The following is a 22,947-nucleotide window of genomic DNA, read 5'->3' as shown; positions in this document are numbered from 1 at the left end:
TGAAAAATCCAGTTCTCAAAAATACGTTTCCAAAACTGTTTATAAACCTGCTTGTTATAATATTAATTATAATAATGCAGTTTGATATTACAAAAAGCAATCCAATATTTTTAACCGAAAGGCAAATTGCCTTTAACAGAGCTAAAAGTGTTGGGCCCGGCGTAAGTGTATCCTGGCTGGAGCAAACCTGGAACAAGGATGTTTTAAGTATAAACCCCATTAAAAATGCCGATTTTGAGTTAATAAGGCAACTTGGTTTTAAAAGCATTAGGCTGCCTGTTGCATTTGCATACTTCCAAAGCCAGAATATTCCGGTTGAGAAAGTATTTACTCATATTGATGAAGTTTTGAAACAATGTAAGGCGCATAGGCTAAAACTTATTATTGATTATCATTATGGTAACTTAAACGATACTAATTATTTAACTGAAACGCCAAAGCTTATTAACCTATGGCTTATATTAACTAATAGATATATGCGGGAAAGCCCGGAAATAGTTTTCTTTGAGTTATATAACGAGCCGCCCCACATGAACCCCAAAGTGTGGAAAGATGCTTCTTACAATATTGTAACCGCCATCCGTAAGGTTGATAAGAAACGTACTTTAATTGTAGGCGCATCAAACTTTAATAGCATTTACGAGTTAAGCCGTATGGAAAGGCTTGCCGATGAGAACATCATTTACACCTTCCATTTTTACGAGCCGTTCTTTTTTACACACCAGGGGGCAGATTGGGTTGGCGACCAAATGGCTACTACAGGGGTGCCGTTTCCGTATAATGTGAAAACATACCCGCCGTTAAACCCAAAAGTAGTTGGTACATGGGGCGAGCATAATTATTACCAGTACTGTACCGATGGTAACGAACAATCGGTACACGATAAATTGCTGATTGTGAAAAACTGGGGGGCTAAGTATGGCGTACCTATATTATGTGGCGAGTATGGTGTATATAATAAGTATGCAGATGCAGACAGCCGCTGCAGATATATAAAGGTGGTGCGTAAAAATTTAAAGGCAATGGGCATACCGGGGATAATGTGGGATTATAATACCAACTTCTCGATATTTAATGGCCCACCCGCAATTAACAACTTAAGCAACTGTATGAAACAGGCGATTGATTATACCGGAGCGAAATAATATTATAGATTTAAATGATTAGCTTTGCCCACCTAAGATAGTACTATGAAATTTTTTGAGGATAAACGTAAAGAAGTAATGGGGCATATAGAGAAGTTCATGCTTGAAAAGATGAGCGAGTATCTTAAGCCTATCGATACCATTTGGCAGCCGTCAGATTTTTTGCCTGACGCGTCGAGGGATACGTTTTTTAGCGAGATAAAGGAGATGCAGGAAAGCGCAAGGGGTTTATCTTATGACCTTGTTGCCGTGCTGATAGGCGATACCATTACCGAAGAAGCCCTGCCTACCTACGAATCGTGGTTAAGCATGGTTGAAGGTGTTTCTGATAACGAAGAAGGTGGCTGGATGAAATGGACCCGCCACTGGACAGCAGAAGAGAACCGCCATGGCGATCTTTTAAACAAATACCTTTATTTAAGCGGCCGTGTTAACATGCGCATGATGGAGGTATCTACCCAATACCTTATTGCCGATGGTTTTGACATAGGTACCGGCCACGACCCATACCGTAACTTTATCTATACATCATTCCAGGAGCTGGCAACAAATGTATCTCACCGCCGTGTAGCCTCACAGGCTAAAAAGGATGGAGATGCGCTGTTATCAAAAATGTGTGGTGTAATTGCCAGCGACGAAGCCCGCCACGCTAAAGCCTACAAATACTTTATCGAAAAAATATTTGAGGTTGACCCTAACGAGGCCATGCTTGCCTTTGAAGATATGATGCGCAAAAAAATTGTGATGCCTGCCCACTTCCTGCGCGAGATTGGTTTGAAGATCGGCCAAACATTCGGCCACTTTACCGATGCTGCAGAGCGTTTGGGTATTTACACTGCTATCGACTATGTTGATATATTAAAAGAACTGATAGAAGATTGGCATATAGAAAGCGTTGTTGACCTGAAAGAAGACGGCGAAAAGGCGCGTGATTACATCATGAACCTGCCAAACCGCCTACTCCGCGTTGCCGAACGTATGAAAAACCCAATGCTGGAATACAAGTTTAGCTGGATTAATGGATAAGCTTATAATAGATATTATAAAACCCGCTTTGTTTTTGCAAAGCGGGTTTTTGTTTTTTTACCCTCTTTACGTAGCAGAGAGGGTAGACCAGCGCCGCGAAGTCGGGGTGATTAAAACTATTACACTACCCCTCCTGCACCAGATCCGTTCCCTGTCCATTCGATATATCATCAAACAAACTGTTCAGTATAGATTCTACCGTGATGGAATTTACATCATCTACATAATGCTCGTTGCGGGTAATCCATAGCTCATCATCCTGCACGGCAATGGTGAAAAGGATGCCCTCGTATAACTCCGGTTGCGTGATTTCAACGCCTGCCGGGGTATTGCTTATGGTAAAGCTAATGTCGCTTTGCTTTTGCTTATGGAAGATGGGGTTAAGCCTTTCGTTAATATGATTGTAAAGCTCGTTGATGTTAACAGGTTTATGCAGGGTAATGATCTTCATGGCGGTAATGTTTGATATATTTACAATTGGCACACACGTATTGTTTACCAGCGCTTTTATTTGCGTTTTTAAAACAGGAGTTTTGCTTACAGCGTTTACATAACAAATACTATCACTATGAAATATAAATTACTGGGCCGCTCGGGCCTTAAAGTATCCGAACTTTGTTTAGGCACCATGGGCTTTGGCACCGAAGGCGGATGGGGTGCCGATGCTGCTACCAGCTTCGAGATAATGGATGCCTACGCCAATGCAGGCGGCAATTTCCTGGATACGGCCAATATCTATAAACTTGGCACCAGCGAAAAGATCATTGGCGACTATCTGTCGACCCAAGACCGCGACTACTTTGTACTCGCCACAAAATATACTTTAAAGGATAACACCACCAACCCCAACGCCAGTGGCAACAGCCGCAAAAATATGATGCGCAGCGTGGAGGATAGCCTTAAACGTTTAAAAACAGATTTTATAGATGTGCTGTACCTGCACATTTGGGATGACATCACCCCGATAGATGAAGTGCTGCGCGGACTGGACGACCTGATCAAACAAGGTAAGGTTACCTACGCCGCCATAAGCGACACCCCTGCCTGGGTAGTAGCAAAAGGCAACACCCTTGCCGAGCTGATGGGCTGGAGCCAGTTCATAGCCTTGCAGGTGGAGTACAGCCTGCTTGCCCGTACTGCCGAGCGCGAACTGATCCCGATGGCTAAACATTTCGGGATGACGATTACGCCATGGGCACCATTGGCCGGCGGCGCGCTAACAGGCAAATACCTAAAAGGCGACAAAGGCCGCATTAAAGCCGACAGTAAGCGCCTGGACGCCCGCGCCGAAAGTATCACCAAAGTGGTAATGGAGATTGCGCAGGAACTCGGCGTATCCGAAAGTCATGTTGCCCTGCAATGGACCATGAACAAAGGTTTCAGCTGCATTCCAATAGTTGGTGCTACTAAAGTTGACCAGTTAAAAGATAATCTGAAAACAGTGGACGTTGTATTAACCCCGGAGCATATTGCCAAACTGGATGATGTTAGTAAAATAGAATTAGGTTTCCCCGGAGATTTCTTTGCAGAAGAAGCGGTGAAGGTGAACTCGTTTGGTGGGTTTTATGATAGGGTGGAAAAGCGTTGATGCCGATAATTAGTTAAATTTGTTAAAAGAGTTACGCCATGACAATAGCAGCTATAAGGGAAAAGCTACACGATTATATTAATGTGGCAGATGACGACAAAGGGAAAGCTATTTACACTTTAGTCGAAAATCAAATTGTGCCAGGCCATCATTGGGCAAGCGAAGAAGAATTTGAGGCTGATATGGATGAGCGCTACAGGCGATATGAAGAGGGGATAGATAAAAGCCACACTTTAGATGAAGTAAAAGCTTTTATGGAAGAAAGGAAGCAGCGTTTCAAAAAAGAGCAACGTGTATAAATGGATTATACAATTGAGTTTGCTGACAAAGCACAATTTGAGTTATTCGATGGGTGGTCTTGGTATGAGATGCAGCAAACTGGTTTAGGTAACAGTTTTGAAGATGAGGTTTACAAAAAGATCGAGCAGGTAAGAAAGAATCCCTTGTTTATATGGTAGTTGGGAAACACCGACAGGCTAACACTGAAGTTTTCCCATATGTAATTGTTTTTCGCATAGAAAAGAAGCGCAACGTGATTTGGATATCATCCATCTTCCACACCAGCAGGCATCCTAAAAGTAAAACCGCTAATAACTAACCCGATTGCAGCGGATACCGGCCTGTGGTTAAGGTTTGTGCTGTATAATAGGAAAGCGGGACTATCCGGCCATAAGAACTACTGCTTTGCTTTACAAAACTTACTCCCCCAATCACCCAAGTTTCTCCCTCGCCATCTCACCCAATAATTCCTCATAAACCATTTGTAAATTAAATAAATAGGCGTATCTTTGCAGTCCCGTAATTACGGGGTAAAGTATACGTTTAATAAATTTAATTAAAAGCAAGTGAATACGTTAAGTTACAAAACTGTCTCAGCCAACAAGAAAACCGTTAATAAAGAATGGGTTGTTGTTGATGCAAACAATGAGATTTTGGGGCGCTTGTGTACTAAGATCGCAATGATGATCAGAGGTAAACACAAGCCAGGGTTCACCCCACACGTAGACTGCGGAGATAATGTGATCGTTATCAATGCAGACAAGGTTAAACTGACCGGAAACAAATTCAGCGAAAAGCAGTATGTTTCTTACACCGGTTACCCGGGTGGTCAGCGTTTCATTTCTCCAAAAGAGTTAATGGTAAAGCATCCTGAGCGTGTGATTGAAAAAGCCGTACGTGGTATGTTACCTAAAAATCGTTTAGGCCGTGCTATTTATGGTAACCTGCATGTTTACGCAGGTGCAGAGCATCCTCATGCCGCTCAAAATCCAACAACCATTTAATTTTTTAATCACAAGGAGAAAAGAAAATGCCAACAACTAACACTTCAGGCAGAAGAAAAACCGCTGTGGCCCGTATCTATTTGAACGATGGCACCGGCACCATTATCGTTAACGGTAAAGATTACAAAGAGTACTTCCCTACCTTACCATTACAGTACATCGTTATGCAATCAACAGAAGTTTCTGGCTCTGCCGGTAAATTTGATGTTAAAGTAAACGTTGCAGGTGGTGGTGTTAAAGGCCAGGCAGAAGCCGTTCGTTTAGCTATCGCGAAAGCTATTGTTGAACTGGATCCGGAGAAAAAACCAGCATTACGCGCTAAAGGTTTAATGACACGTGATGACCGTATGGTTGAGCGTAAAAAACCAGGACGCAAGAAAGCACGTAAGAAATTCCAATTCAGTAAACGATAATTTAAGGAGGACACAAACAATGGCAAGAACAACATATCAGGACTTACTGGATGCAGGTGTACACTTTGGTCACCTTACCCGCAAATGGGATCCGAAAATGTCACAGTACATTTTCATGGAGCGTAACGGTATCCACATTATAGATTTAAATAAAACCTTATCTAAGGTTGAAGAGGCTGCTGCAGCAATTAAACAAATTGTAAAATCAGGTCGTAAAATATTATTCGTAGCAACAAAGAAACAAGCGAAAGATATCGTAGCTGAATATGCAAAAGGCGTAAACATGCCTTACATCACCGAGCGTTGGTTGGGTGGTATGTTAACCAACTTTGCTACCGTACGCAAGTCGATCAAAAAGATGTCAAACATCGATAAATTGACTAAAGACGGTACTTATAGCAACCTTTCTAAGAAAGAGCGTTTGATGATACAGCGCGAGCGTATCAAATTAGAAACATTGTTAGGTGGTATTGCGGATCTTAACCGTTTACCTGCTGCATTGTTCCTGATCGACGTTAAGAAAGAGCACATCGCAGTATCTGAGGCTTTGAAATTAAACATCCCGACTTTCGCGATGGTTGATACAAACTCTGATCCTTCGAACATCGATTTCCCTATCCCGGCGAATGACGATGCTACCAAATCAATTTCATTGATCACCGGTATTATCATCAAAGCAATCGAAGAAGGTTTAGATGAGCGTAAACGCGAAAAAGAAGACGAAACTGAAAAAGAAGCAGCTGCTGCTAAAGCAAAAGCTGATGCTCCTGAAGTAGCTGACCGCTCTGAAGGTGGCAAACGTAAAAGGACTGCAGAAGTAACCGCTGAGGCTACTGAAACTGAGGCTCCTGCTGCTGATTCAACAGAAGAATAATTTTAAGTGAGTGGTGATTAGGGAATAGTGAGTTGTTTAAACTTACCGTTTACTATTCACCACTTACTCATTAATAAAATTTAGTGCTGGGGATGATAAGTAAAACAACTACTCACCACCACTACCCACTATTTAACCAAAACAAAATGTCTACAGTACAAATATCTGCATCAGATGTAAACAAACTGCGCCAGCAAACAGGTGCGGGCATGATGGATTGCAAAAAAGCTTTAACTGAAACCAATGGCGATTTTGAAGCTGCTATTGATTTTTTAAGAAAAAAAGGTGCTAAAGTTGCTGCAAGCCGCCAGGACCGCGAATCTAACGAAGGTGTTGTTATAGCACGTACTTCAGAAGATTTCAAAACAGGTGTTGTTATCGAACTTAACTGCGAAACAGATTTTGTGGCTAAAAACGCTGAGTTTGTTGCTTTCGCTAACGAAATTGCAAACGCAGCTGTTCAAAGCAAACCTGCTTCTATCGAAGCCCTTTACGACCTTACTATCGACGTTGAAAATACTACTGTTAAAATTGGTGATGCTATCATCGACAAAACAGGAAAAATCGGCGAAAAGATTGGCGTATCTAAATACGAAGTTATCGAAGGTGATAAAGTTGTAGCTTACATCCACGGTAACTATCGTTTAGGTGTATTGGTTGGTTTAAGCAAAAATGTTGCCGGCGCTGATGAAGCAGGTAAAGACGTTGCAATGCAAATAGCTGCCATGAACCCTGTTGCTATTGATAAAGATGGTGTTGATTCAACTACCATCGAACGTGAAACTGAAATTGCAAAAGATCAGATCCGCGCGGAAGGCAAACCGGAAGCAATGGTTGAAAAGATAGCTGCAGGTAAACTGAACAAATTTTACAAAGACTCTACCTTATTAAACCAGGAGTTTGTTAAAGACTCTTCTAAAACTGTAGCACAGTTCTTAGACGCGGTTGATAAAGGCCTAACCGTTACAGCATTTAAGCGAGTAGCTTTAGGAGCTTAATTATATTATCCCCCTCGTTATTAACGAGGGGGATTTTTTTTGCTTGCCCCATCCAACCCTCCCAGGTAGGGAGGGCTTTGTTGCAAAAGGGGATTAGTTAAAATTAAATATAAAGTCTCTCCGCTAACCAGCGGAGGAGATTATTCACCAGGTATTTTCCTTATGGTGTTCATGAGGGCTATGCCGTTTAGAGAGGGCTTATATGATAACAGCACTTCATAACCTTAAACTCATCTCCGGCGGTACCATCGCCAAGGGCAAAGCCATTTTAATTAAAGGCAGCCATATAAACGCTATTATTGACGAAACCAGCATCCCTGCGGATGCTGAAAAGAAAGACCTTAACGGCGCTTACCTTGCACCTGGTTTTATCGACCTGCAGATTTATGGCAGCGGCGGTAAACTGTTTGCCGGCAAACCAGAAGTATCTGCCCTAAAACGTATGGAGGATGACCTGCTAAACCAGGGAACTACAGGCTTCTTTGCAACCATCGGGACAAACACCAATGAGATTGTTGAGGCAGGCATCGCGGCAGCAAAAGAATACCGCGCAAATGCAAGGGGCAACTTTTGGGGCGTACACCTGGAAGGGCCATATTTAAACGTAGCCAAAAAAGGCGCACACCCTGCCGAACTGATCAAGAAAGCAACGCTTGCCGAAGTTAAAAGCTGGGTAGAACAGGCTGATGGGGTTATCACGATGATAACCATAGCGCCGGAGCTACAGGACCAGGACGTGATAGATTACCTGCACGCGCAGGGCATCATCATATCATCCGGCCATAGCAATGCTACTTACGAGCAGGGAAAAGGCTTTTTAAATAAACCGATCCCTGCGGTAACGCATTTGTTTAATGCCATGCCGCAAATGCACCACCGCGAACCGGGTTATATTCCTGCTATATTTGAGGAAAAGCCATACACCAGTATTGTAGCCGACGGTAACCATGTAGATTGGCCGATGATCCGTTTAGCTAAACGCGAGCTGGGTGATAAATTATTTTTGATTACCGATGCCGTTACTGCAGCTACCGAAGGTGCTTACCAGCACCGCTTAGAAGGCAACAAGTATGTAATGCCCGATGGCACGCTATCGGGATCGAGCCTAACTATGCTAAAGGCAGTGCAGAACTGTGTAGAGCATGTGGGGATTGAACTGGCAGAAGCGGTTAATATGGCAACACTTTACCCCGCGGAACTTGCTGGTAAAAAAGAAAAAGGGAGAGTAGAAGCCGGCTTTGATGCCGATCTGATCATCTTTAACGATCAATACCAAACTGTGGCAACCATATTGCAGGGGAATTATTTAACACCCACAACATAAAATTTTAACAACACCATTTATTATCTATTTTTGATAAATCTTCCTTATAAATGAAATACAAAAGAGTCCTACTAAAGCTTAGCGGCGAATCCCTGATGGGCGAACGCCAGTACGGTATTGATAACAACCAGGTTCTGCAATACGCGTACGATATAAAAGCGGTTAAAGACGAGGGTATCGAAATTGCCATCGTTGTTGGTGGTGGTAACATTTTTAGAGGACTTAGTGCCGAAAAAAGCGGCATGGAACGCGCACAGGCCGATTATATGGGCATGCTTGCAACCGTTATTAACTGTATGGCGCTACAAAATGCCTTGGAAAGCATCGGAGTAGAAACCCGCTTGCAGTCGGCCATTAAAATGGAGCAGATCTGTGAGCCATACATCCGCCGCCGCGCTATGCACCATTTGGAAGTTGGTAAAATTGTGATATTTGGTGCCGGTACAGGTAACCCATATTTTACTACGGATACAGCAGCATCACTACGTGCCATAGAGATCAAGGCAGACGTTGTACTGAAAGGTACCCGTGTGGATGGCATATATACTGCCGACCCGGAGAAAGATCCGTTAGCAACCCGCTATGATGAGATCAGCTTCCAGGAAGTTTACGACAAAGGCCTAAACGTAATGGACATGACCGCCATTACCCTTTGCCAGGAAAATAAACTTCCTATTATCGTTTTTGATATGAACAAAGAAGGCAACTTCATGAAAATTGCCAAAGGCGAACCAATTGGTACGCTGGTAAAATAAAAGCTTGTTAAGACTAAAGCCCTGCTGATTTCAGCGGGGCTTTCTTTGGTATATCCAACCGTTATTGCGAGCGTAGCGTGGCACTCTTCGATAGACATGTCTGCGGCTCTGTAAGTATGGGATTGCCACCCTATCGTTCGCAACGACGCGCGGGGGAGGTGCATGGCATTCCTGGTTTATTTACGCATCCACTGTATGCTTCTCACCAATTTGTTGCCTCCACATGGCGTAATATAGGCCTTTCTGATCTATCAGATCGTGGTGCTTACCGGATTCGATAATGTGCCCTTTCTCCAATACATAGATGCAATCGGCATGCATAATGGTTGACAAGCGGTGGGCTATTAATATAGTGATATGATCGTTCAGTACAGATACATCGCGGATGGTATCGGTGATCTCTTCCTCGGTAATAGAATCCAATGAAGACGTAGCCTCGTCAAATACCAATATATCCGGTTTACGGAGCAGTGCACGGGCAATAGATAAACGTTGTTTCTCGCCACCTGATACCTTTACACCGCCTTCACCAATTACGGTATCCAAGCCATTATCGGCACGGGAAAGTAGGGTTTGGCAGGCAGCGCGCTGCAGTACGTTCATACATTCCTCGTCTGTAGCGGTTGGGTTCACAAACAGCAAATTCTCGCGGATGGAACCCGAGAATAATTGTGTGTCCTGGGTTACAAAACCAATTTTTTCGCGCAGCTGGTCAAGGTCAATTTCTTTGCTTAGGATATCGTTATACAAGATATCACCTTCTAACGGCTGGTACAAACCAACCAACAGCTTCACCAACGTAGTTTTACCCGATCCCGATGGCCCAACAAAGGCAATGGTTTCGCCGGTATTGGATTTAAAGCTGATATTGTTAAGCGCGTTGCGGTTTGCGGTTAGATGTTTAAAGCTTACATCGCTAAATGCGAGGCTTCGTACCTTTTCTAATAATACCGGTTTTTCCGGTTTCTTGTCGATAGGGATACTTAGGATCTTTTTAAAGTTAGCTAAAGAAACCTCGGCCTCGCGCCAGCTTAATATAACGTTACCAAGCTCCTGCAATGGGTTAAACAGGAAGAACGAATAGAATAAAAAGCTAAAATATTGTCCCGGCGAAATGGTTTGCTTAAATATCAGCATTAGTAAAACTACCACCATAACACTCCGCACAAAGTTTACTGTAGTACCTTGTACAAAGCTCATGCTCCGCACATATTTCACCTTTTTTAACTCCAGATCGAGGATCTTGTAGGTTGTTGTGTTTAGGCGTTTGATCTCTTGTTTGGCAAGGCCAAGGCTTTTAATGAGTTCAATATTTCTTAACGATTCGGTAGTTGAACCTGCCAATGCGGTGGTTTCGGCAACGATGTTTTTTTGGATCCGTTTTATCTTGCGGCTCATGGCCATGCTCACAAAGGTGATAACCGGGATAGCGGCAAAATAAACCAGCGTTACCTGATAGCTTACCGTGGCCGAGTAAACGATAACGAACACCATACCTATCAAGCTTACAAATAAAATGCTGATGAAAGCTGTGATGAATTTTTCGCAATCTAAACGTACCTTTTGCAGGATGCCCAGGGTTTCGCCGCTGCGCTGGTCCTCAAATACCTGATAGGGAAGTTCAAGGGAATGCTTAAGTCCATCCGCATACATTTCGGCACCCACCTTTTGGGTAATGATGTTTGTGAAATAATCCTGAAAATTTTTAGCTATACGCGATACCATAGCCACGCCAATAGCAAGGCCTACCAGTTTAAGCACGCCGAACATATACTCGTCATGACTAAGTACTTTATATTTCTCAATAAAGTTATCGACTATACGGCCAGTAATATAAGGATCAAGCAGAGAAAAACCGATGTTGGTAGCCGCTAAAAAGAGCGCTAATATCACCACCAAGCGGTGTTTTGAAAGATAATAAAGTAATATTTTCATGTTATAACGCAATAATAAAAAAAGGGAATGGCTAAGCGGCTTATTCCCTTTAATTTGACAATGGGGTTAATAAGTAGTTTGTCATGGTGAACTTGTCGAACCGTTAGCAAAGCGTCTTATGTCTTCGACAGGCTCAGACTGACAAATATTATTATTAGATTTCCAATGTCATCTGGATATTACACCGTTCATACGGAGAGGGTATCCCCGTAACTTTTTTAAAGCCAAGTTTATGATACAAACTAATGGCGGGTTTTAATATGGCATTGCTCTCCAGGTATAATTTAGTAGCGCCTAATTCTCTCGCTTTAGTGATACATGCCTGGCCCAAAATAAACCCGATACCCTTTCCTTTTGCTTTGGGGGATACTGCCATCTTAGCCAATTCATATATGTTATCGTCCATTTTGACGAGGGCGCAGGCACCAATAGGTTCATTATTATATAATGCTATAAAAATATGCCCGCCTTTATCCAAGATATACTCATCAGGGTGGTTGAGTGATTTGTGATCGGTGGGTTCCATCTTAAAGTATTGCGTTATCCATTCTTCGTTTAATTGCTTAAAAGCGTGTTGGTATTCAGGTTTATAATCTACAATTTGTACATCTTCACTTTCTCGTAACTTCTTTTCATCCTTCACCCGGTTAAGTAGACTTTTTTGTTCGAGCAAGAACTCCCATTCTTCTACAGCTTTCCAAATGTTGTATTGGGTTTCGTTCAGGGCGGTTTCTACCGCTGCATTTACGTCAGTATATTGCACCTGTATCCTGCTATTTATCTCGCGGCCTTTATCGGTTAATTGAATATAGTTTTTCCGGGCATCTGTTTTATGGGATACTTCCTGCGCTACACCATGTTTTACCATTTCTTTTACAATGGTGCTTACCGATGGATGTGAGTGGCTGATCTCCTGCGCTATCTGCATTATTGATTTATCCTCGCCCTCGGCCAAAGCATAAAACACCGGGAACCACTTTGGGTTCATCTCAATATTATACAAACCGTATACATCACCGGCCTGGTCGGTTAGTTTCTCACTTAATCTTCGTAACCGGCTGCCTAAAGCCATCTTGCCTACTTTATCGTAAAACTCCATATGTGATATTATTTACGTAATCAATTACGTAAATATATACGATGATTTTATTATTCCAAATTATTCATAACAAAAAAAGGGGATGAACCTTGTGGCCATCCCCTTTTCAATATTTTCATCAGGTTTAAATTAAACCGTCATGATATCTTTCTCTTTTAATTCTGATAGTTGGTCAACCTTAACAATATAGGCATCGGTCAGTTTTTGCACTTCTGCTTCGCCAACTTTTATCTCATCTTCAGAAACACCTTCAGTTTTTAATTTTTTGATCTTTTCGTTGGCATCCTTACGAATGTTACGGATAGCAATTTTACCTGTTTCGGCTTCGCCTTTAGCTCTCTTAACCAAATCACGGCGGCGCTCCTCAGTTAACGGTGGTACGTTAATGCGGATAATAACACCATCGTTTTGCGGGTTAATACCCAGGTTGGCTTCTTTAATTGCTTTTTCGATAGCCGGCAATAACGATTTTTCCCACGGTTGTACCACAATAGTGCGTGCATCGGGTGTATTTACGCTACCTATCTGGGTTAAAGGGGTTGGTGTGCCATAGTAATCAACGCTAATATCATCTAACATAGATGGGTTTGCTTTGCCTGCACGTATTTTGTTTAATTCGTTATCTGCGTGATCAATCGCTTTATCCATTAAAGCTTTTGCATCATTTACTTGTTTCTTAATGAGTTCGCTCATTCCTTATGATTTTTGACAAAAATAATAAAAAGTATCAAAGCCCCTTAAAATTCGCCACTTTACGAACAAAGAATTTATTGGCCTATTAACAAAGTATTACGCAAGTAGTTTTAATTGGCTAAAGGTGAGGTGTATAGCAATACACCGGCGTTGCAAAATAACAACACCAAATCAATCAAAAAAAGGCAATAAAAAGCACGCTAACAAAAAATGAGAGCGTGTTTCAAAAATAATCAAAGCAAAGCACTATGTAAAAACAGTGCCTTGCTTTTAATGATCTTTACAGACTACCAACGGCTACCGCCGCCGCCGCCTCTGCTATCTTTAGAGTAGCCGCCGCCACCACCGCCGCCACTACCACCTCTGTTGTTGTCTCTTGAGTAGCCACCGCCACCGCCACCGCGGTTGCCACCACCAAAACCACCGCCGCCACCGCTTCTGCGATCGCCTGGTTTTTTGTCTTCTGCCTGGCTAACTGCAATTGAACGACCGCTAACTTCAGAACCGTTTAAGCCTGAAATTGCTTTTTGTGCAGCTTCGTCATCAGACATTTCAACAAATCCGAAACCTTTGCTTCTGCCGGACTCTCTGTCAATAATAACTTTCACGGTGGTTACTTCACCATAAGCTTCGAAAAGCTCTTGTAAATCTGCTTCCTCTAATGAGTACGGAAGGCTTCCTACGAATATGTTCATCAAAAAATTAGTTTAGTAATGAACAGTTTTTCACCGTTCATTTATTTGTTTACACCAAATATAGAATAGAAATCAATCAATTGTACAATTATTTATTAAACTATATTTTTTATTTTCTATTTCAACTCAAATTTTAGCCTTGATTTTCACAAAACCTGCTGTATTTGATATGTTTTTTCGTTCAAAATAAATTCTTCTCCCGCTTTTTTATCTTTCATTTTAAAGCCAATAGGCGAGGCGGGGGATACTGCAACGTAAGTTTTCCCATCCAATAACAAAGCACCTGCGCTGATAGCCATGTAAAAATTGCCGTTATCGGTCATTATCAAGCTGCCTGTTTCTGCTTTTGCGGATGATCCGTTGAACGAGATCTGGTTTAGCGCTACCATTAGTTTGTTAGCTTCATTTAGTTGGGCCAGGTTGCGGTTGGTTTCCTGCTGGGCCATTTCGCGGCCGGTTTCGTATTTATCGCCGGCGCTACTTTTGGTGTCGTCGTTTTGGGCCTGTTGCGCTTCGGCAATGGCTTGTTCGGCTGCCTGCATGCGGGTTTGTACATAAGCAACGCACAACGCGTGCAGCTTTGCTTTTAAATCACTCATTATATATAGTTAAAAAAACGAAGATGTATAAAAAGTGTGGGATTGCTAAGGCTATAAAAAATAAAAGCCCCAGGCACTTGCTGCCCGGGACTTTCAACCTAAACCTTATCACAATGTAAATGCGAAGCATTTACAAACATTTAAACGTAATTCGTATCAAAATGATACATCTATTTATAGTAATTTACATACAAATGATATTCCGCTTTTGTATACAACCTGTTGGCGGGCGCAAACAAACTGGTAGTAAAGTGGTTAATGAATAGATTATTTAACCCCAGCAAATTATTCATCATGAATTTAAAACGTACTTTCGGAGCAATACTTACAGTGTTGGGCATTATAGGCCTTATTTATACAGGCGTACAAATTATTCAACATACAGGCGCGGCTACCACTTTAATTGTAGTAGGCCTTATTGCCATCATCTTCTTTTTTACAGGGATAAGCCTTGTGCGCAATACTAAAGACGAAGCCTAATTCGCAACCGTGGGAATTATCTCCCCTGTTGAAGAAATAGTTAAACCGGGCCGGATAAAATCGGCTTCGGTTAATGCTTTAATCCGTATTGCTGCGCGGTTAAGGCTATCGGGCGTTAAACCCAATTGGTGGTTTTGACGGTATGATGCTATATGGCCGTTCAAAAACTCCCCTTTTTGATTAATGTGGATGTTGAGCAATGGTGCAAGGCCGCATACTCCGCTTACACTTACACCTTTATAGGTTACAAAGTTGCCCAGGCTATAGGCTATTAAGCGGTTTTTATATAACTCCATTGCGCGGGCAACGTGCGGGCCGTGGCCTAATACCACATCTGCACCTGCATCAATGGCCGCGTGGGTAAACAGGCGCAGGTTGCCGCGGTTCTCTCCTTTAAATATCTCGGCCGAATCCGGCACGTGCTCATAATCCGTACCCTCGCCACCGCCATGGAAGGACACGATCACAATATCGTTATTTGCTTTTAAATCCCTGATGATGGCTTTTGCGTTGGCTATCTGAAGCAACGAAACCGTTTGCCCGTTTGGCGAAAAGGCGCAAAAACCATATTTAATTCCATTTTTGATAAATGATTTTGACGGATGGCTTTTAAACCCCGCGGTATGGATACCCAGGCTATCTAAAGCCTTGATAGTACTGCGGCGGCCTGCGCGGTCAAAATCGTTTGAGTGGTTATTGCCTACGCTAAGTATATCGAACCCCGCATTTTTAATAATACTTCCAAACTTAACCGGCATCCTAAATAAATACCCTTTGTGCTGAAACCTTAATTTGTAACCAACAGGTGCGCCGGTGTCTAATAACACACCTTCCAGGTTACCAAAAGTAATATCGGCTTTTTGCAGATCTTTTAAAGCATATTTAAAACTCGCTTTTGCGCTATCGGGTGGGAGGAAGGTGCTGTCGGGGTAGGATGAGCCCAGCATAATATCGCCAACGGCCGCGATAGTTATAACATTATCTGTAGGTAATGTTGCAATAGTATCTGTTGGAATAGCCTGCGTATTTGCCTCTGCTTTATTCAACTCCCTTTTTGCTTTAGGCTGATCACAGGCAGCTGCAAGTATCGCGATAGCTAAAAATAAAACGAACCGGGTCTTCATGATGGGTCAAAAAAAATCCTCTCATGGTTAGTGAAAGGATTAAAGATATTTAAATTTAGGTTTAATTAGCTGGTTTGTCATCGGTAGCCGATGCAGATAGTTCACTTTTAAATGATTCTAATAAACGGCCGCCTTTGTAAAAATAACGGCTGTAGTACGCTTCGTCTAAATTGCTGATGGCTACACCACGTGATGACGCGTGTGCAAACCTGTTATTACCAAGGTAAATGCCGATGTGCGAAATGCTGCGGCTATGTATTTTAAAAAAAACAAGGTCGCCTTCTTTCAGGTCGTCTTTACCAACCGGGCTAACCATGCTAAAAATATCGCGAGAGCTACGACGGATAGGTAAGTTAAATACGTCGCTATATAGTTGTTTGGTAAATGCTGAGCAATCAATACCTTTTTTTGATGAACCACCAAAACGGTAAGGGGTGCCTATCCAGTTATATACAAACTTGAAAAGTTTTATGTTTGAGGTTGCAGAAACCGCAACACCCATAATTTGCGAAAGGTAATCTTTTGCTAAACTCTCTTGCTCTGCATTTTCTGCAGCAAGAGTTGGAATAATTTTTGTTTGAGCTTGAGCAGCTAAAACGCTCAGAAATAGTGCAATAGCAATTGTAATTTTCTTCATTTAATCTCTTTAGTTGCTGAATTAGGGCAGCAAATGTATATTAAATTGGACGTTGTGTCTATTGTTGGATACAAAACTATCCAATATTTTTAAACTACCAAATTAAAAAGGAGATTTTTTTTCATAACGATTCAGGTAATATTTGTAACCATTGTTAATAATAATTTCGATAAAGTAAATCAAATCGCCTAAAATTTCACCCTCGGAAATTTAATTTCAGATATTGAGCCATGTCTTATTTTAATAATTGTCCGGCATATAGTTTTGATTTATCCGGGAGTTGATAACATTAAGCAAGGGTTAAAGCCGACTCTAAATCACCCTTTTTCGACCCGCAACCGACTTTCAATAGGCGTTGAAACAAAGATTTTTTATGAGAAGATTATTGCGATAAACCCGCTTTTCGCCCTTTTATAAAGCGTACATTTTACACCATATCCAAATGTTATTTTGCGTTTTAAAAAAATACTATGCGTGCATTATAATGCATCCGCAAAAATTTAATCAATTGATGCTAACAAATTCGTTGCAGTTTCGGTTATTTGCAGGATATAATTAGATTTGCACCTCTCAAAGAAACTTTATTTAATAAATGAGTTCAATCGAAATAACTAAAGACACCTACCTGATGTGGTATGAGTCTATGCTCCTGATGCGTAAGTTTGAAGAAAAAACCGGTCAGTTATACGGTCAACAAAAAATACGCGGATTTTGTCACCTGTACATTGGGCAGGAAGCTGTGTTAGCGGGCGCCATGTCTGTTATACGCCACGAAGACAGTTTAATAACTGCCTACCGCGACCACGCACACGCTTTAGCAAAAGGGACCCATCCAAACGCCATTATGGCCGAAATGTATGGTAAAGCAACCGGATGCTCTAAAGGCAAAGGTGGCTCTATGCACATGTTCGACAAAGAAAACCATTTCTACGGCGGCCATGGTATTGTAGGCGGCCAGATCCCGATGGGTGCGGGCGTTGCTTTTGCTGAAAAGTATAAAGGTACCGATAACGTAAACATTGCCTACATGGGCGATGGTGCCGTGCGCCAGGGTGCTTTAACAGAAACCTTTAATATGGCTGCGCTATGGAAACTGCCTGTAATTTTTGTTTGTGAGAACAACGGTTACGCTATGGGTACATCTGTAGAGCGTACCACCATACAAACAGATATTTACAAATTAGGCTTACCATACGGTATCCCTTCATCGCCGGTTGATGGTATGGACCCTGTTGCGGTACATAACGCAATGGACGAGGCTGTACAACGTGCACGCCGCGGCGAAGGCCCAACCTTTTTAGAAATGCGTACTTACCGTTTCAAAGGCCACTCGATGAGTGATCCGCAGAAATACCGTACTAAAGAGGAATTGGAAAGCTATAAATCAAAAGACCCTATTGAAACAGTAAAATTGGCTATTCAAAAAAATGGCTATGCTGATGATAAATGGTTTGAAGAGATAGACGCGAAAATTAAGGCACAGGTTGATGAGGCGGTTCAGTTCTCTGAAGATTCACCTTACCCGGAAGCATCAGAGCTTTATACTGATGTGTATGTACAACAGGACTATCCGTACATCCGCGACTAATATCTTATATTTATATAAATTAACAATATTCATCACAGTATATGGCTGAAGTAGTTAAAATGCCCAAAATGAGCGATACCATGACCGAAGGGGTATTGGCGAAATGGCATAAAAAAGTTGGCGACAAGGTAAAATCGGGCGATGTTTTGGCCGAGATAGAAACCGATAAGGCCACTATGGATTTTGAATCGTACCAGGACGGCACCTTGCTTTATGTAGGTGTTGAAGAAGGTAACGCTGTACCGGTTGACACTATTATTGCCGTTTTAGGTAAAGAGGGCGAAGACTACAAAGCGCTTTTAGATGGCGGTGCTGCACCAGTGGCAGTAGAAAGTGGCAGTAAAGAAACTGAAACAACTGCTAAAGATGATAAGAAACCTGCAACTGCAGACTCAAAACCTGTTGCTACAACTGCCGAGAAATCTGCATCTGCAAAACCAAAGGTTGATACCTCAAGCATCCCGGCTACGGTAATACGTATGCCTTTGTTAAGCGATACCATGACCGAGGGCACCATAGAAAAATGGAACTTTAAGGTTGGTGATAAAGTAAAAGCGGATGATTCATTAGCTGATGTGGCAACCGACAAGGCTACCATGGAAGTTGTGGGTTACGAAGCAGGCACCTTATTATACATTGGTGTTAAAGAAGGCGAAGCCGCACAGGTGAATGGCATTATTGCCATTGTAGGTAAAGAAGGTACAGACATACAACCATTATTAGATAACGCTGATGGTGGCGATGGTACTGCTGATGCTGCCCCGGCCGCTGAAGAAGCTACCGAAGAAAAAGCACCTGCCGCACAAACTGATGCCGCGCCAACTGCTACATCAACCGGTTCTACCGAGGATGACAGCCGCGTTAAAGCATCACCTTTGGCACGTAAAATTGCGAAAGACAAAGGCATTAATTTAAATGATGTAAAAGGCAGCGCAGAAGGCGGCCGGATCATCAAAAAAGATATAGAAAGCTTTACACCATCTGCAAAACCTGTAGAAAACGCTAAACCACACGAAGGCGCTGCACCAGCTGCTGCTGCCCCTGCCGCAAAAGCACCGGTTGTATTGCCAACTTACACAGGCGAAGAGAAATTTACGGAAAGAAACGTTACGCAAATGCGTAAAGCCATTAGCCGCAGATTATCTGAAAGCTTGTTCACTGCCCCTCACTTTTATGTTACCATGTCGATAGATATGGACCAGGCCATTGCTGCCCGTAACAAGATGAACGAGGTTGCACCGGTGAAGATCTCCTTTAACGATTTTGTAGTAAAAGCTGTTGCTGTTTCGTTGAAACAACACCCGGCTATTAACTCATCGTTCCTGGGCGATACCATCCGCACTAACGAGCATGTACACATTGGCGTAGCCGTTGCGGTTGACGAAGGCCTGTTGGTACCGGTTATTAAATTTGCCGATGGCAAATCGTTAAGCCATATCTCGCAAGAGGTTAAGGAGTACGCCGGTAAAGCAAAAGCTAAAAAATTACAACCTGCCGAAATGGAAGGCTCAACATTCACCATATCAAACCTTGGTATGTTTGGTGTAGATGAGTTTACCGCTATTATTAACACACCAAATGCCTGTATCCTTGCCGTTAGCGGCATCCAGCAGATCCCTGTTGTTAAAAATGGCGCGGTAGTACCAGGCAACGTAATGAAGGTTACGTTAAGCTCAGATCACCGCGTGGTAGATGGCGCATCAGCTGCCGCATTCCTGCAAACACTAAAATCGTTACTGGAAGAACCGGTAAGGATGATGATATAAGTCGGAAGTCCGTAGTCCGGAAGTCCGAAAGATTTAAAAGAGCGATGGGTTTACTCATCGCTCTTTTTGTTTTACAAATCACTGGCGCAAGCTTTCATCTTGTGCCTAAAATGATGTCAGCTTTTAGCTGTCGCAAGCTGAAAGCATATGGCAAATTCGTAGAGACGCGATACTTCGCGTCTCTTGCCAGGCAACAGGGTTGTTCGTTTTCATTCCCCGGAATGAAGGCTTTTTATTAACTTGCTTCTCCAATAACAAACATGATATACTTCTCCATCATCATCGCCGTCATTATCTGTTATTCTTTATTCCAGAGAAGACGAAAAAAGCGCGCCCTTACCCAAACCATTATTACTGATGCGCAAAAGCAATTGCTTACCCAACACATCAACTACTACAACAAACTATCAGACACCGATAAGCTTTACTTTGAAGACAGGATAGAGCAATTTCTTGATGCCGTACGCATCGAAGGCGTTGGCCTCGAAATAACCGATACCGACCGCCTGATGGTGGCTTCCAGCGCGGTGATCCCCATCTTCGCGTTTAAGGACTGGACTTACCGTAACGTTACCAATGTGCTTTTGTACCCAGATACTTTTGATAAGCAATTTCAGTTTGAAGGAAACGAGGGCGAAGGCCGCAACATCATGGGCATGGTGGGCACCGGGTACATGAACGGGCAAATGATATTATCGCGCAACGCGCTCATCAAAGGTTTTTCTAAAAACAACGGTAAGGAAAATACCGGCATCCACGAATTTGTGCACCTGCTGGATAAGGTAGATGGCGCTACCGATGGCATCCCCGAAGGTTTTTTGCCGCATGAGTATATAGAACCATGGGTGCGCATGATGCACCAGGAGATACACAAGATAGAAACGGGTCACTCAGATATTGATGTGTATGCTACCACCAATGAAGCAGAGTTTTTCGCCGTGGTATCCGAATACTTTTTTGAGAAACCCGAGCAATTCCAGACCAAGCACCCGGAATTATATGAGATGCTGAGCCGGATCTTTGGGCAGAAGCCTGCTTAAGTATTATCGTTCAATAATAGCCCTCGGAAATTTCAACCTCAATTATCTTCAAAATAACATAGCTTTAAGCACCAAAATCATAAGTAATGAAAAAAGTAATACTGATACTTTGCGTAGCGGCAGCTTTTACAGCCTGTAAACAAAAAGCAGCCGACGGTACTACCGTTGCTACCGGCGATAATAAGCAACTCGCAAAACTATTCGATAACTATTATGAAGGATATTTAAAACTCGACCCGGTAACAGCTACCTTCATTGGTGATACCCGCTACAATGATCAGTTGCCTAATGATGGCGCTGCCGATTATTTAAAAAGGGCGAAAGATTTTTATCAGTCGTACCTGGATAGCGTGAAAACTTTTAAACGCGAAGACCTGGACGATAACGATAAGCTATCTTACGATATTTTTGTTTACGAAGCACAAACCAATATTGATGGGTATAAATACCACCTGGAGTATATGCCGTTTAACCAGATCCATGCTTTCCCCCTAACCTTGGGGCAGTTAGGATCGGGTGGGAACGCGCAGCCATTTAAAACCGTTAAAGACTATAACGACTGGCTAAAACGCCTTACCACGTTTGCGCCATGGGCCGATACCGCCATCGCTAATTTTAATAAAGGCATCAAAACCGGTGTAGTATTGCCTAAGGCATTAGTGGTTAAAATGATTCCGCAAATGCAAAGTTTTGTGGTGACCGATGCTACCAAAAGCATCTTTTACGACCCGATCAAAAATATCCCCGCAAGTTTTTCTGCAGCGGATAAAAAGGCGATAACCGATGCTTACAAAACAACCATCCTAACATCTGTAGTACCGGCCTACAAACGACTGGCAGATTACCTGCAAAATGTTTACCTGCCGAAATCAAGGAGCACATCCGGCTTGTCGTCGGTTACCGACGGAACGGCAAAATACGCTTACCTGGTAAAACAGCAAACCTCAACTAACCGCACGCCCGAAGAGATCTACCAGACAGGATTAAGCGAAGTAGCCCGTATTGGTAAACAAATGGACAGCATCAAAACGATGGTTGGCTTTAAAGGCGATAGAAAAGCCTTTTTTGAGTACATGCGAACCGACCGCAGGTTTATGCCTTATAAAACACCGGCTGATGTTTTAGCCGCTTTTGAGAATATCCACAAACGTATGGAGCCGAACCTGAAAAAGATGTTTAACAATGTGCCAAAAACACAATTCATTATCAAGCAAACAGAGGCGTTCAGGGCAGAAAGTGCCAGTATCGAATATAACCAGGGCTCGGCAGATGGTAAACGGCCGGGCATATTTTACGTGCCAATTGTAGATGCTGCCAAATTTAACACCACCTCGGGCATGGAATCGACATTCTTACACGAGGCCATCCCGGGGCATCATTACCAGATCTCGTTAACGCAGGAGAATAACACGCTGCCAAAGTTCCGCCGTTTCCTGATAAACGAAAACGGATATGCGGAAGGATGGGCGCTATACAGCGAATCGTTAGGGAAGGAACTGGGCTTATATACCGACCCATACCAGCACATGGGTGCTTTGGGTGATGAAATGCACCGCGCCATTCGTTTAGTGGTTGATGTGGCCATCCACACCAAAGGGATGACGCGCGAACAAGCGGTTAAATATTCGATGGATAACGAAGCGATTAGCGAACCTGCCGCTATTGCCGAAATTGAACGGTACATGGGCGCACCGGCACAGGCATTAGGCTACAAAACGGGAGCATTAAAGATATTGGAACTGCGTAAACGGTACCAGAAACAATTAGGCGCTAAATTTAACCTGGCCGAGTTTCATAACCAGGTATTAAAAGACGGCGCAATGCCGCTAAGTGTTTTAGAAACCAAAATGGATGCCTGGGCAAAAATGCAGCAGCCATAAAACTT

Annotated in this window: 24 protein-coding genes; 16 read left to right on the top strand and 8 right to left on the bottom strand. The window is 42.7% G+C overall.

Going from position 1 to position 22,947, the window contains the following annotated elements:
- Nucleotides 1-74: 74 nt before the first annotated feature.
- Complete coding sequence (locus RHM67_RS20525) at nucleotides 75-1,145, top strand: glycoside hydrolase family 5 protein (protein WP_322229335.1); 1,071 nt, start codon at nucleotides 75-77, stop codon at nucleotides 1,143-1,145.
- Between the two features lie 45 nt (nucleotides 1,146-1,190).
- Nucleotides 1,191-2,171 (top strand): acyl-ACP desaturase, encoded by a 981-nt coding sequence (locus tag RHM67_RS20520; RefSeq protein WP_322229332.1) that lies wholly within the window; start codon nucleotides 1,191-1,193, stop codon nucleotides 2,169-2,171.
- 124 nt (nucleotides 2,172-2,295) lie between these two features.
- Here RHM67_RS20520 and RHM67_RS20515 read toward each other — a convergent pair whose 3' ends face one another.
- On the bottom strand, nucleotides 2,296-2,622 hold the full coding sequence (locus RHM67_RS20515; RefSeq protein WP_322229330.1) for a hypothetical protein: 327 nt from the start codon (nucleotides 2,620-2,622) through the stop codon (nucleotides 2,296-2,298).
- Between the two features lie 117 nt (nucleotides 2,623-2,739).
- Here RHM67_RS20515 and RHM67_RS20510 point away from each other — a divergent pair, with 117 nt between their 5' ends.
- The 9 genes from RHM67_RS20510 to pyrH all read left to right on the top strand — a co-directional run bounded on the left by RHM67_RS20510 (nucleotide 2,740) and on the right by pyrH (nucleotide 9,406).
- Complete coding sequence (locus tag RHM67_RS20510; protein WP_322229327.1) at nucleotides 2,740-3,759, top strand: aldo/keto reductase; 1,020 nt, start codon at nucleotides 2,740-2,742, stop codon at nucleotides 3,757-3,759.
- A gap of 38 nt (nucleotides 3,760-3,797) precedes the next feature.
- Nucleotides 3,798-4,058, top strand: a complete 261-nt coding sequence (locus RHM67_RS20505; protein ID WP_322229325.1) for a hypothetical protein — start codon at nucleotides 3,798-3,800, stop codon at nucleotides 4,056-4,058.
- Nucleotides 4,059-4,217, top strand: a complete 159-nt coding sequence (locus RHM67_RS20500) for a hypothetical protein (protein ID WP_322229323.1) — start codon at nucleotides 4,059-4,061, stop codon at nucleotides 4,215-4,217.
- A 387-nt stretch (nucleotides 4,218-4,604) separates the two neighbouring features.
- The gene (rplM, locus tag RHM67_RS20495; protein ID WP_252759388.1) at nucleotides 4,605-5,042 is read left to right on the top strand and encodes a 50S ribosomal protein L13; all 438 of its coding nucleotides are present in this window, start codon (nucleotides 4,605-4,607) and stop codon (nucleotides 5,040-5,042) included.
- Nucleotides 5,043-5,068: 26 nt separating this feature from the next.
- Nucleotides 5,069-5,455, top strand: a complete 387-nt coding sequence (gene rpsI / locus RHM67_RS20490) for a 30S ribosomal protein S9 (RefSeq protein WP_252759387.1) — start codon at nucleotides 5,069-5,071, stop codon at nucleotides 5,453-5,455.
- Between the two features lie 19 nt (nucleotides 5,456-5,474).
- Complete coding sequence (rpsB, locus tag RHM67_RS20485; protein ID WP_322229321.1) at nucleotides 5,475-6,329, top strand: 30S ribosomal protein S2; 855 nt, start codon at nucleotides 5,475-5,477, stop codon at nucleotides 6,327-6,329.
- Between the two features lie 146 nt (nucleotides 6,330-6,475).
- Entirely contained in the window at nucleotides 6,476-7,327 is an 852-nt protein-coding gene (tsf, locus tag RHM67_RS20480; RefSeq protein WP_322229319.1) for a translation elongation factor Ts, read from the top strand.
- Between the two features lie 202 nt (nucleotides 7,328-7,529).
- On the top strand, nucleotides 7,530-8,651 hold the full coding sequence (gene nagA, locus RHM67_RS20475; RefSeq protein ID WP_322229317.1) for an N-acetylglucosamine-6-phosphate deacetylase: 1,122 nt from the start codon (nucleotides 7,530-7,532) through the stop codon (nucleotides 8,649-8,651).
- A gap of 50 nt (nucleotides 8,652-8,701) precedes the next feature.
- Complete coding sequence (gene pyrH / locus RHM67_RS20470) at nucleotides 8,702-9,406, top strand: UMP kinase (protein ID WP_252759383.1); 705 nt, start codon at nucleotides 8,702-8,704, stop codon at nucleotides 9,404-9,406.
- Between the two features lie 180 nt (nucleotides 9,407-9,586).
- On the opposite strand, the gene RHM67_RS20465 is transcribed toward pyrH, so the two are convergent.
- The 5 genes from RHM67_RS20465 to RHM67_RS20445 form a co-directional block, all read right to left on the bottom strand.
- A complete protein-coding gene (locus tag RHM67_RS20465) occupies nucleotides 9,587-11,341 on the bottom strand; it encodes an ABC transporter ATP-binding protein (protein ID WP_322229315.1) in 1,755 nt (584 codons plus the stop codon).
- 154 nt (nucleotides 11,342-11,495) lie between these two features.
- Entirely contained in the window at nucleotides 11,496-12,440 is a 945-nt protein-coding gene (locus RHM67_RS20460; RefSeq protein ID WP_322229313.1) for a bifunctional helix-turn-helix transcriptional regulator/GNAT family N-acetyltransferase, read from the bottom strand.
- A gap of 129 nt (nucleotides 12,441-12,569) precedes the next feature.
- Nucleotides 12,570-13,133, bottom strand: a complete 564-nt coding sequence (gene frr / locus RHM67_RS20455; RefSeq protein WP_322229310.1) for a ribosome recycling factor — start codon at nucleotides 13,131-13,133, stop codon at nucleotides 12,570-12,572.
- A gap of 287 nt (nucleotides 13,134-13,420) precedes the next feature.
- Complete coding sequence (locus RHM67_RS20450) at nucleotides 13,421-13,828, bottom strand: RNA-binding protein (protein WP_322229308.1); 408 nt, start codon at nucleotides 13,826-13,828, stop codon at nucleotides 13,421-13,423.
- Nucleotides 13,829-13,974: 146 nt separating this feature from the next.
- Nucleotides 13,975-14,427: a 3-oxoacyl-ACP synthase gene (locus tag RHM67_RS20445; RefSeq protein ID WP_322229306.1), complete on the bottom strand. Its 453-nt coding sequence runs from the start codon at nucleotides 14,425-14,427 to the stop codon at nucleotides 13,975-13,977.
- Nucleotides 14,428-14,721: 294 nt separating this feature from the next.
- Here RHM67_RS20445 and RHM67_RS20440 point away from each other — a divergent pair, with 294 nt between their 5' ends.
- Entirely contained in the window at nucleotides 14,722-14,907 is a 186-nt protein-coding gene (locus RHM67_RS20440) for a hypothetical protein (RefSeq protein WP_252759378.1), read from the top strand.
- Here RHM67_RS20440 and RHM67_RS20435 read toward each other — a convergent pair.
- Both RHM67_RS20435 and RHM67_RS20430 read right to left on the bottom strand, forming a co-directional pair.
- A complete protein-coding gene (locus RHM67_RS20435) occupies nucleotides 14,904-16,031 on the bottom strand; it encodes a CapA family protein (protein WP_322229305.1) in 1,128 nt (375 codons plus the stop codon). The genes RHM67_RS20440 and RHM67_RS20435 overlap by 4 nt on opposite strands.
- A gap of 61 nt (nucleotides 16,032-16,092) precedes the next feature.
- The gene (locus RHM67_RS20430) at nucleotides 16,093-16,668 is read right to left on the bottom strand and encodes a C40 family peptidase (RefSeq protein ID WP_322229302.1); all 576 of its coding nucleotides are present in this window, start codon (nucleotides 16,666-16,668) and stop codon (nucleotides 16,093-16,095) included.
- Between the two features lie 592 nt (nucleotides 16,669-17,260).
- Here RHM67_RS20430 and pdhA point away from each other — a divergent pair.
- From pdhA to RHM67_RS20410, 4 genes are all read left to right on the top strand, one after another.
- The gene (gene pdhA, locus RHM67_RS20425; protein ID WP_322229300.1) at nucleotides 17,261-18,256 is read left to right on the top strand and encodes a pyruvate dehydrogenase (acetyl-transferring) E1 component subunit alpha; all 996 of its coding nucleotides are present in this window, start codon (nucleotides 17,261-17,263) and stop codon (nucleotides 18,254-18,256) included.
- Between the two features lie 41 nt (nucleotides 18,257-18,297).
- On the top strand, nucleotides 18,298-20,022 hold the full coding sequence (locus RHM67_RS20420; protein WP_322229298.1) for a pyruvate dehydrogenase complex dihydrolipoamide acetyltransferase: 1,725 nt from the start codon (nucleotides 18,298-18,300) through the stop codon (nucleotides 20,020-20,022).
- Nucleotides 20,023-20,282: 260 nt separating this feature from the next.
- Nucleotides 20,283-21,062, top strand: coding sequence for a M90 family metallopeptidase (locus RHM67_RS20415; RefSeq protein WP_322229295.1), 780 nt, complete (start codon nucleotides 20,283-20,285; stop codon nucleotides 21,060-21,062).
- An 86-nt stretch (nucleotides 21,063-21,148) separates the two neighbouring features.
- Nucleotides 21,149-22,942 carry a DUF885 domain-containing protein gene (locus RHM67_RS20410; RefSeq protein ID WP_322229293.1) on the top strand — a complete coding sequence of 598 codons (1,794 nt, stop codon included), beginning with the start codon at nucleotides 21,149-21,151 and terminating at the stop codon, nucleotides 22,940-22,942.
- Nucleotides 22,943-22,947: the final 5 nt, after the last annotated feature.

Origin of the sequence: Mucilaginibacter sp. 5C4 (assembly GCF_034345625.1) — a bacterium.
Classification (GTDB): domain Bacteria; phylum Bacteroidota; class Bacteroidia; order Sphingobacteriales; family Sphingobacteriaceae; genus Mucilaginibacter; species Mucilaginibacter aurantiaciroseus.
This window is presented reverse-complemented; position numbering and strand designations above follow the sequence as displayed.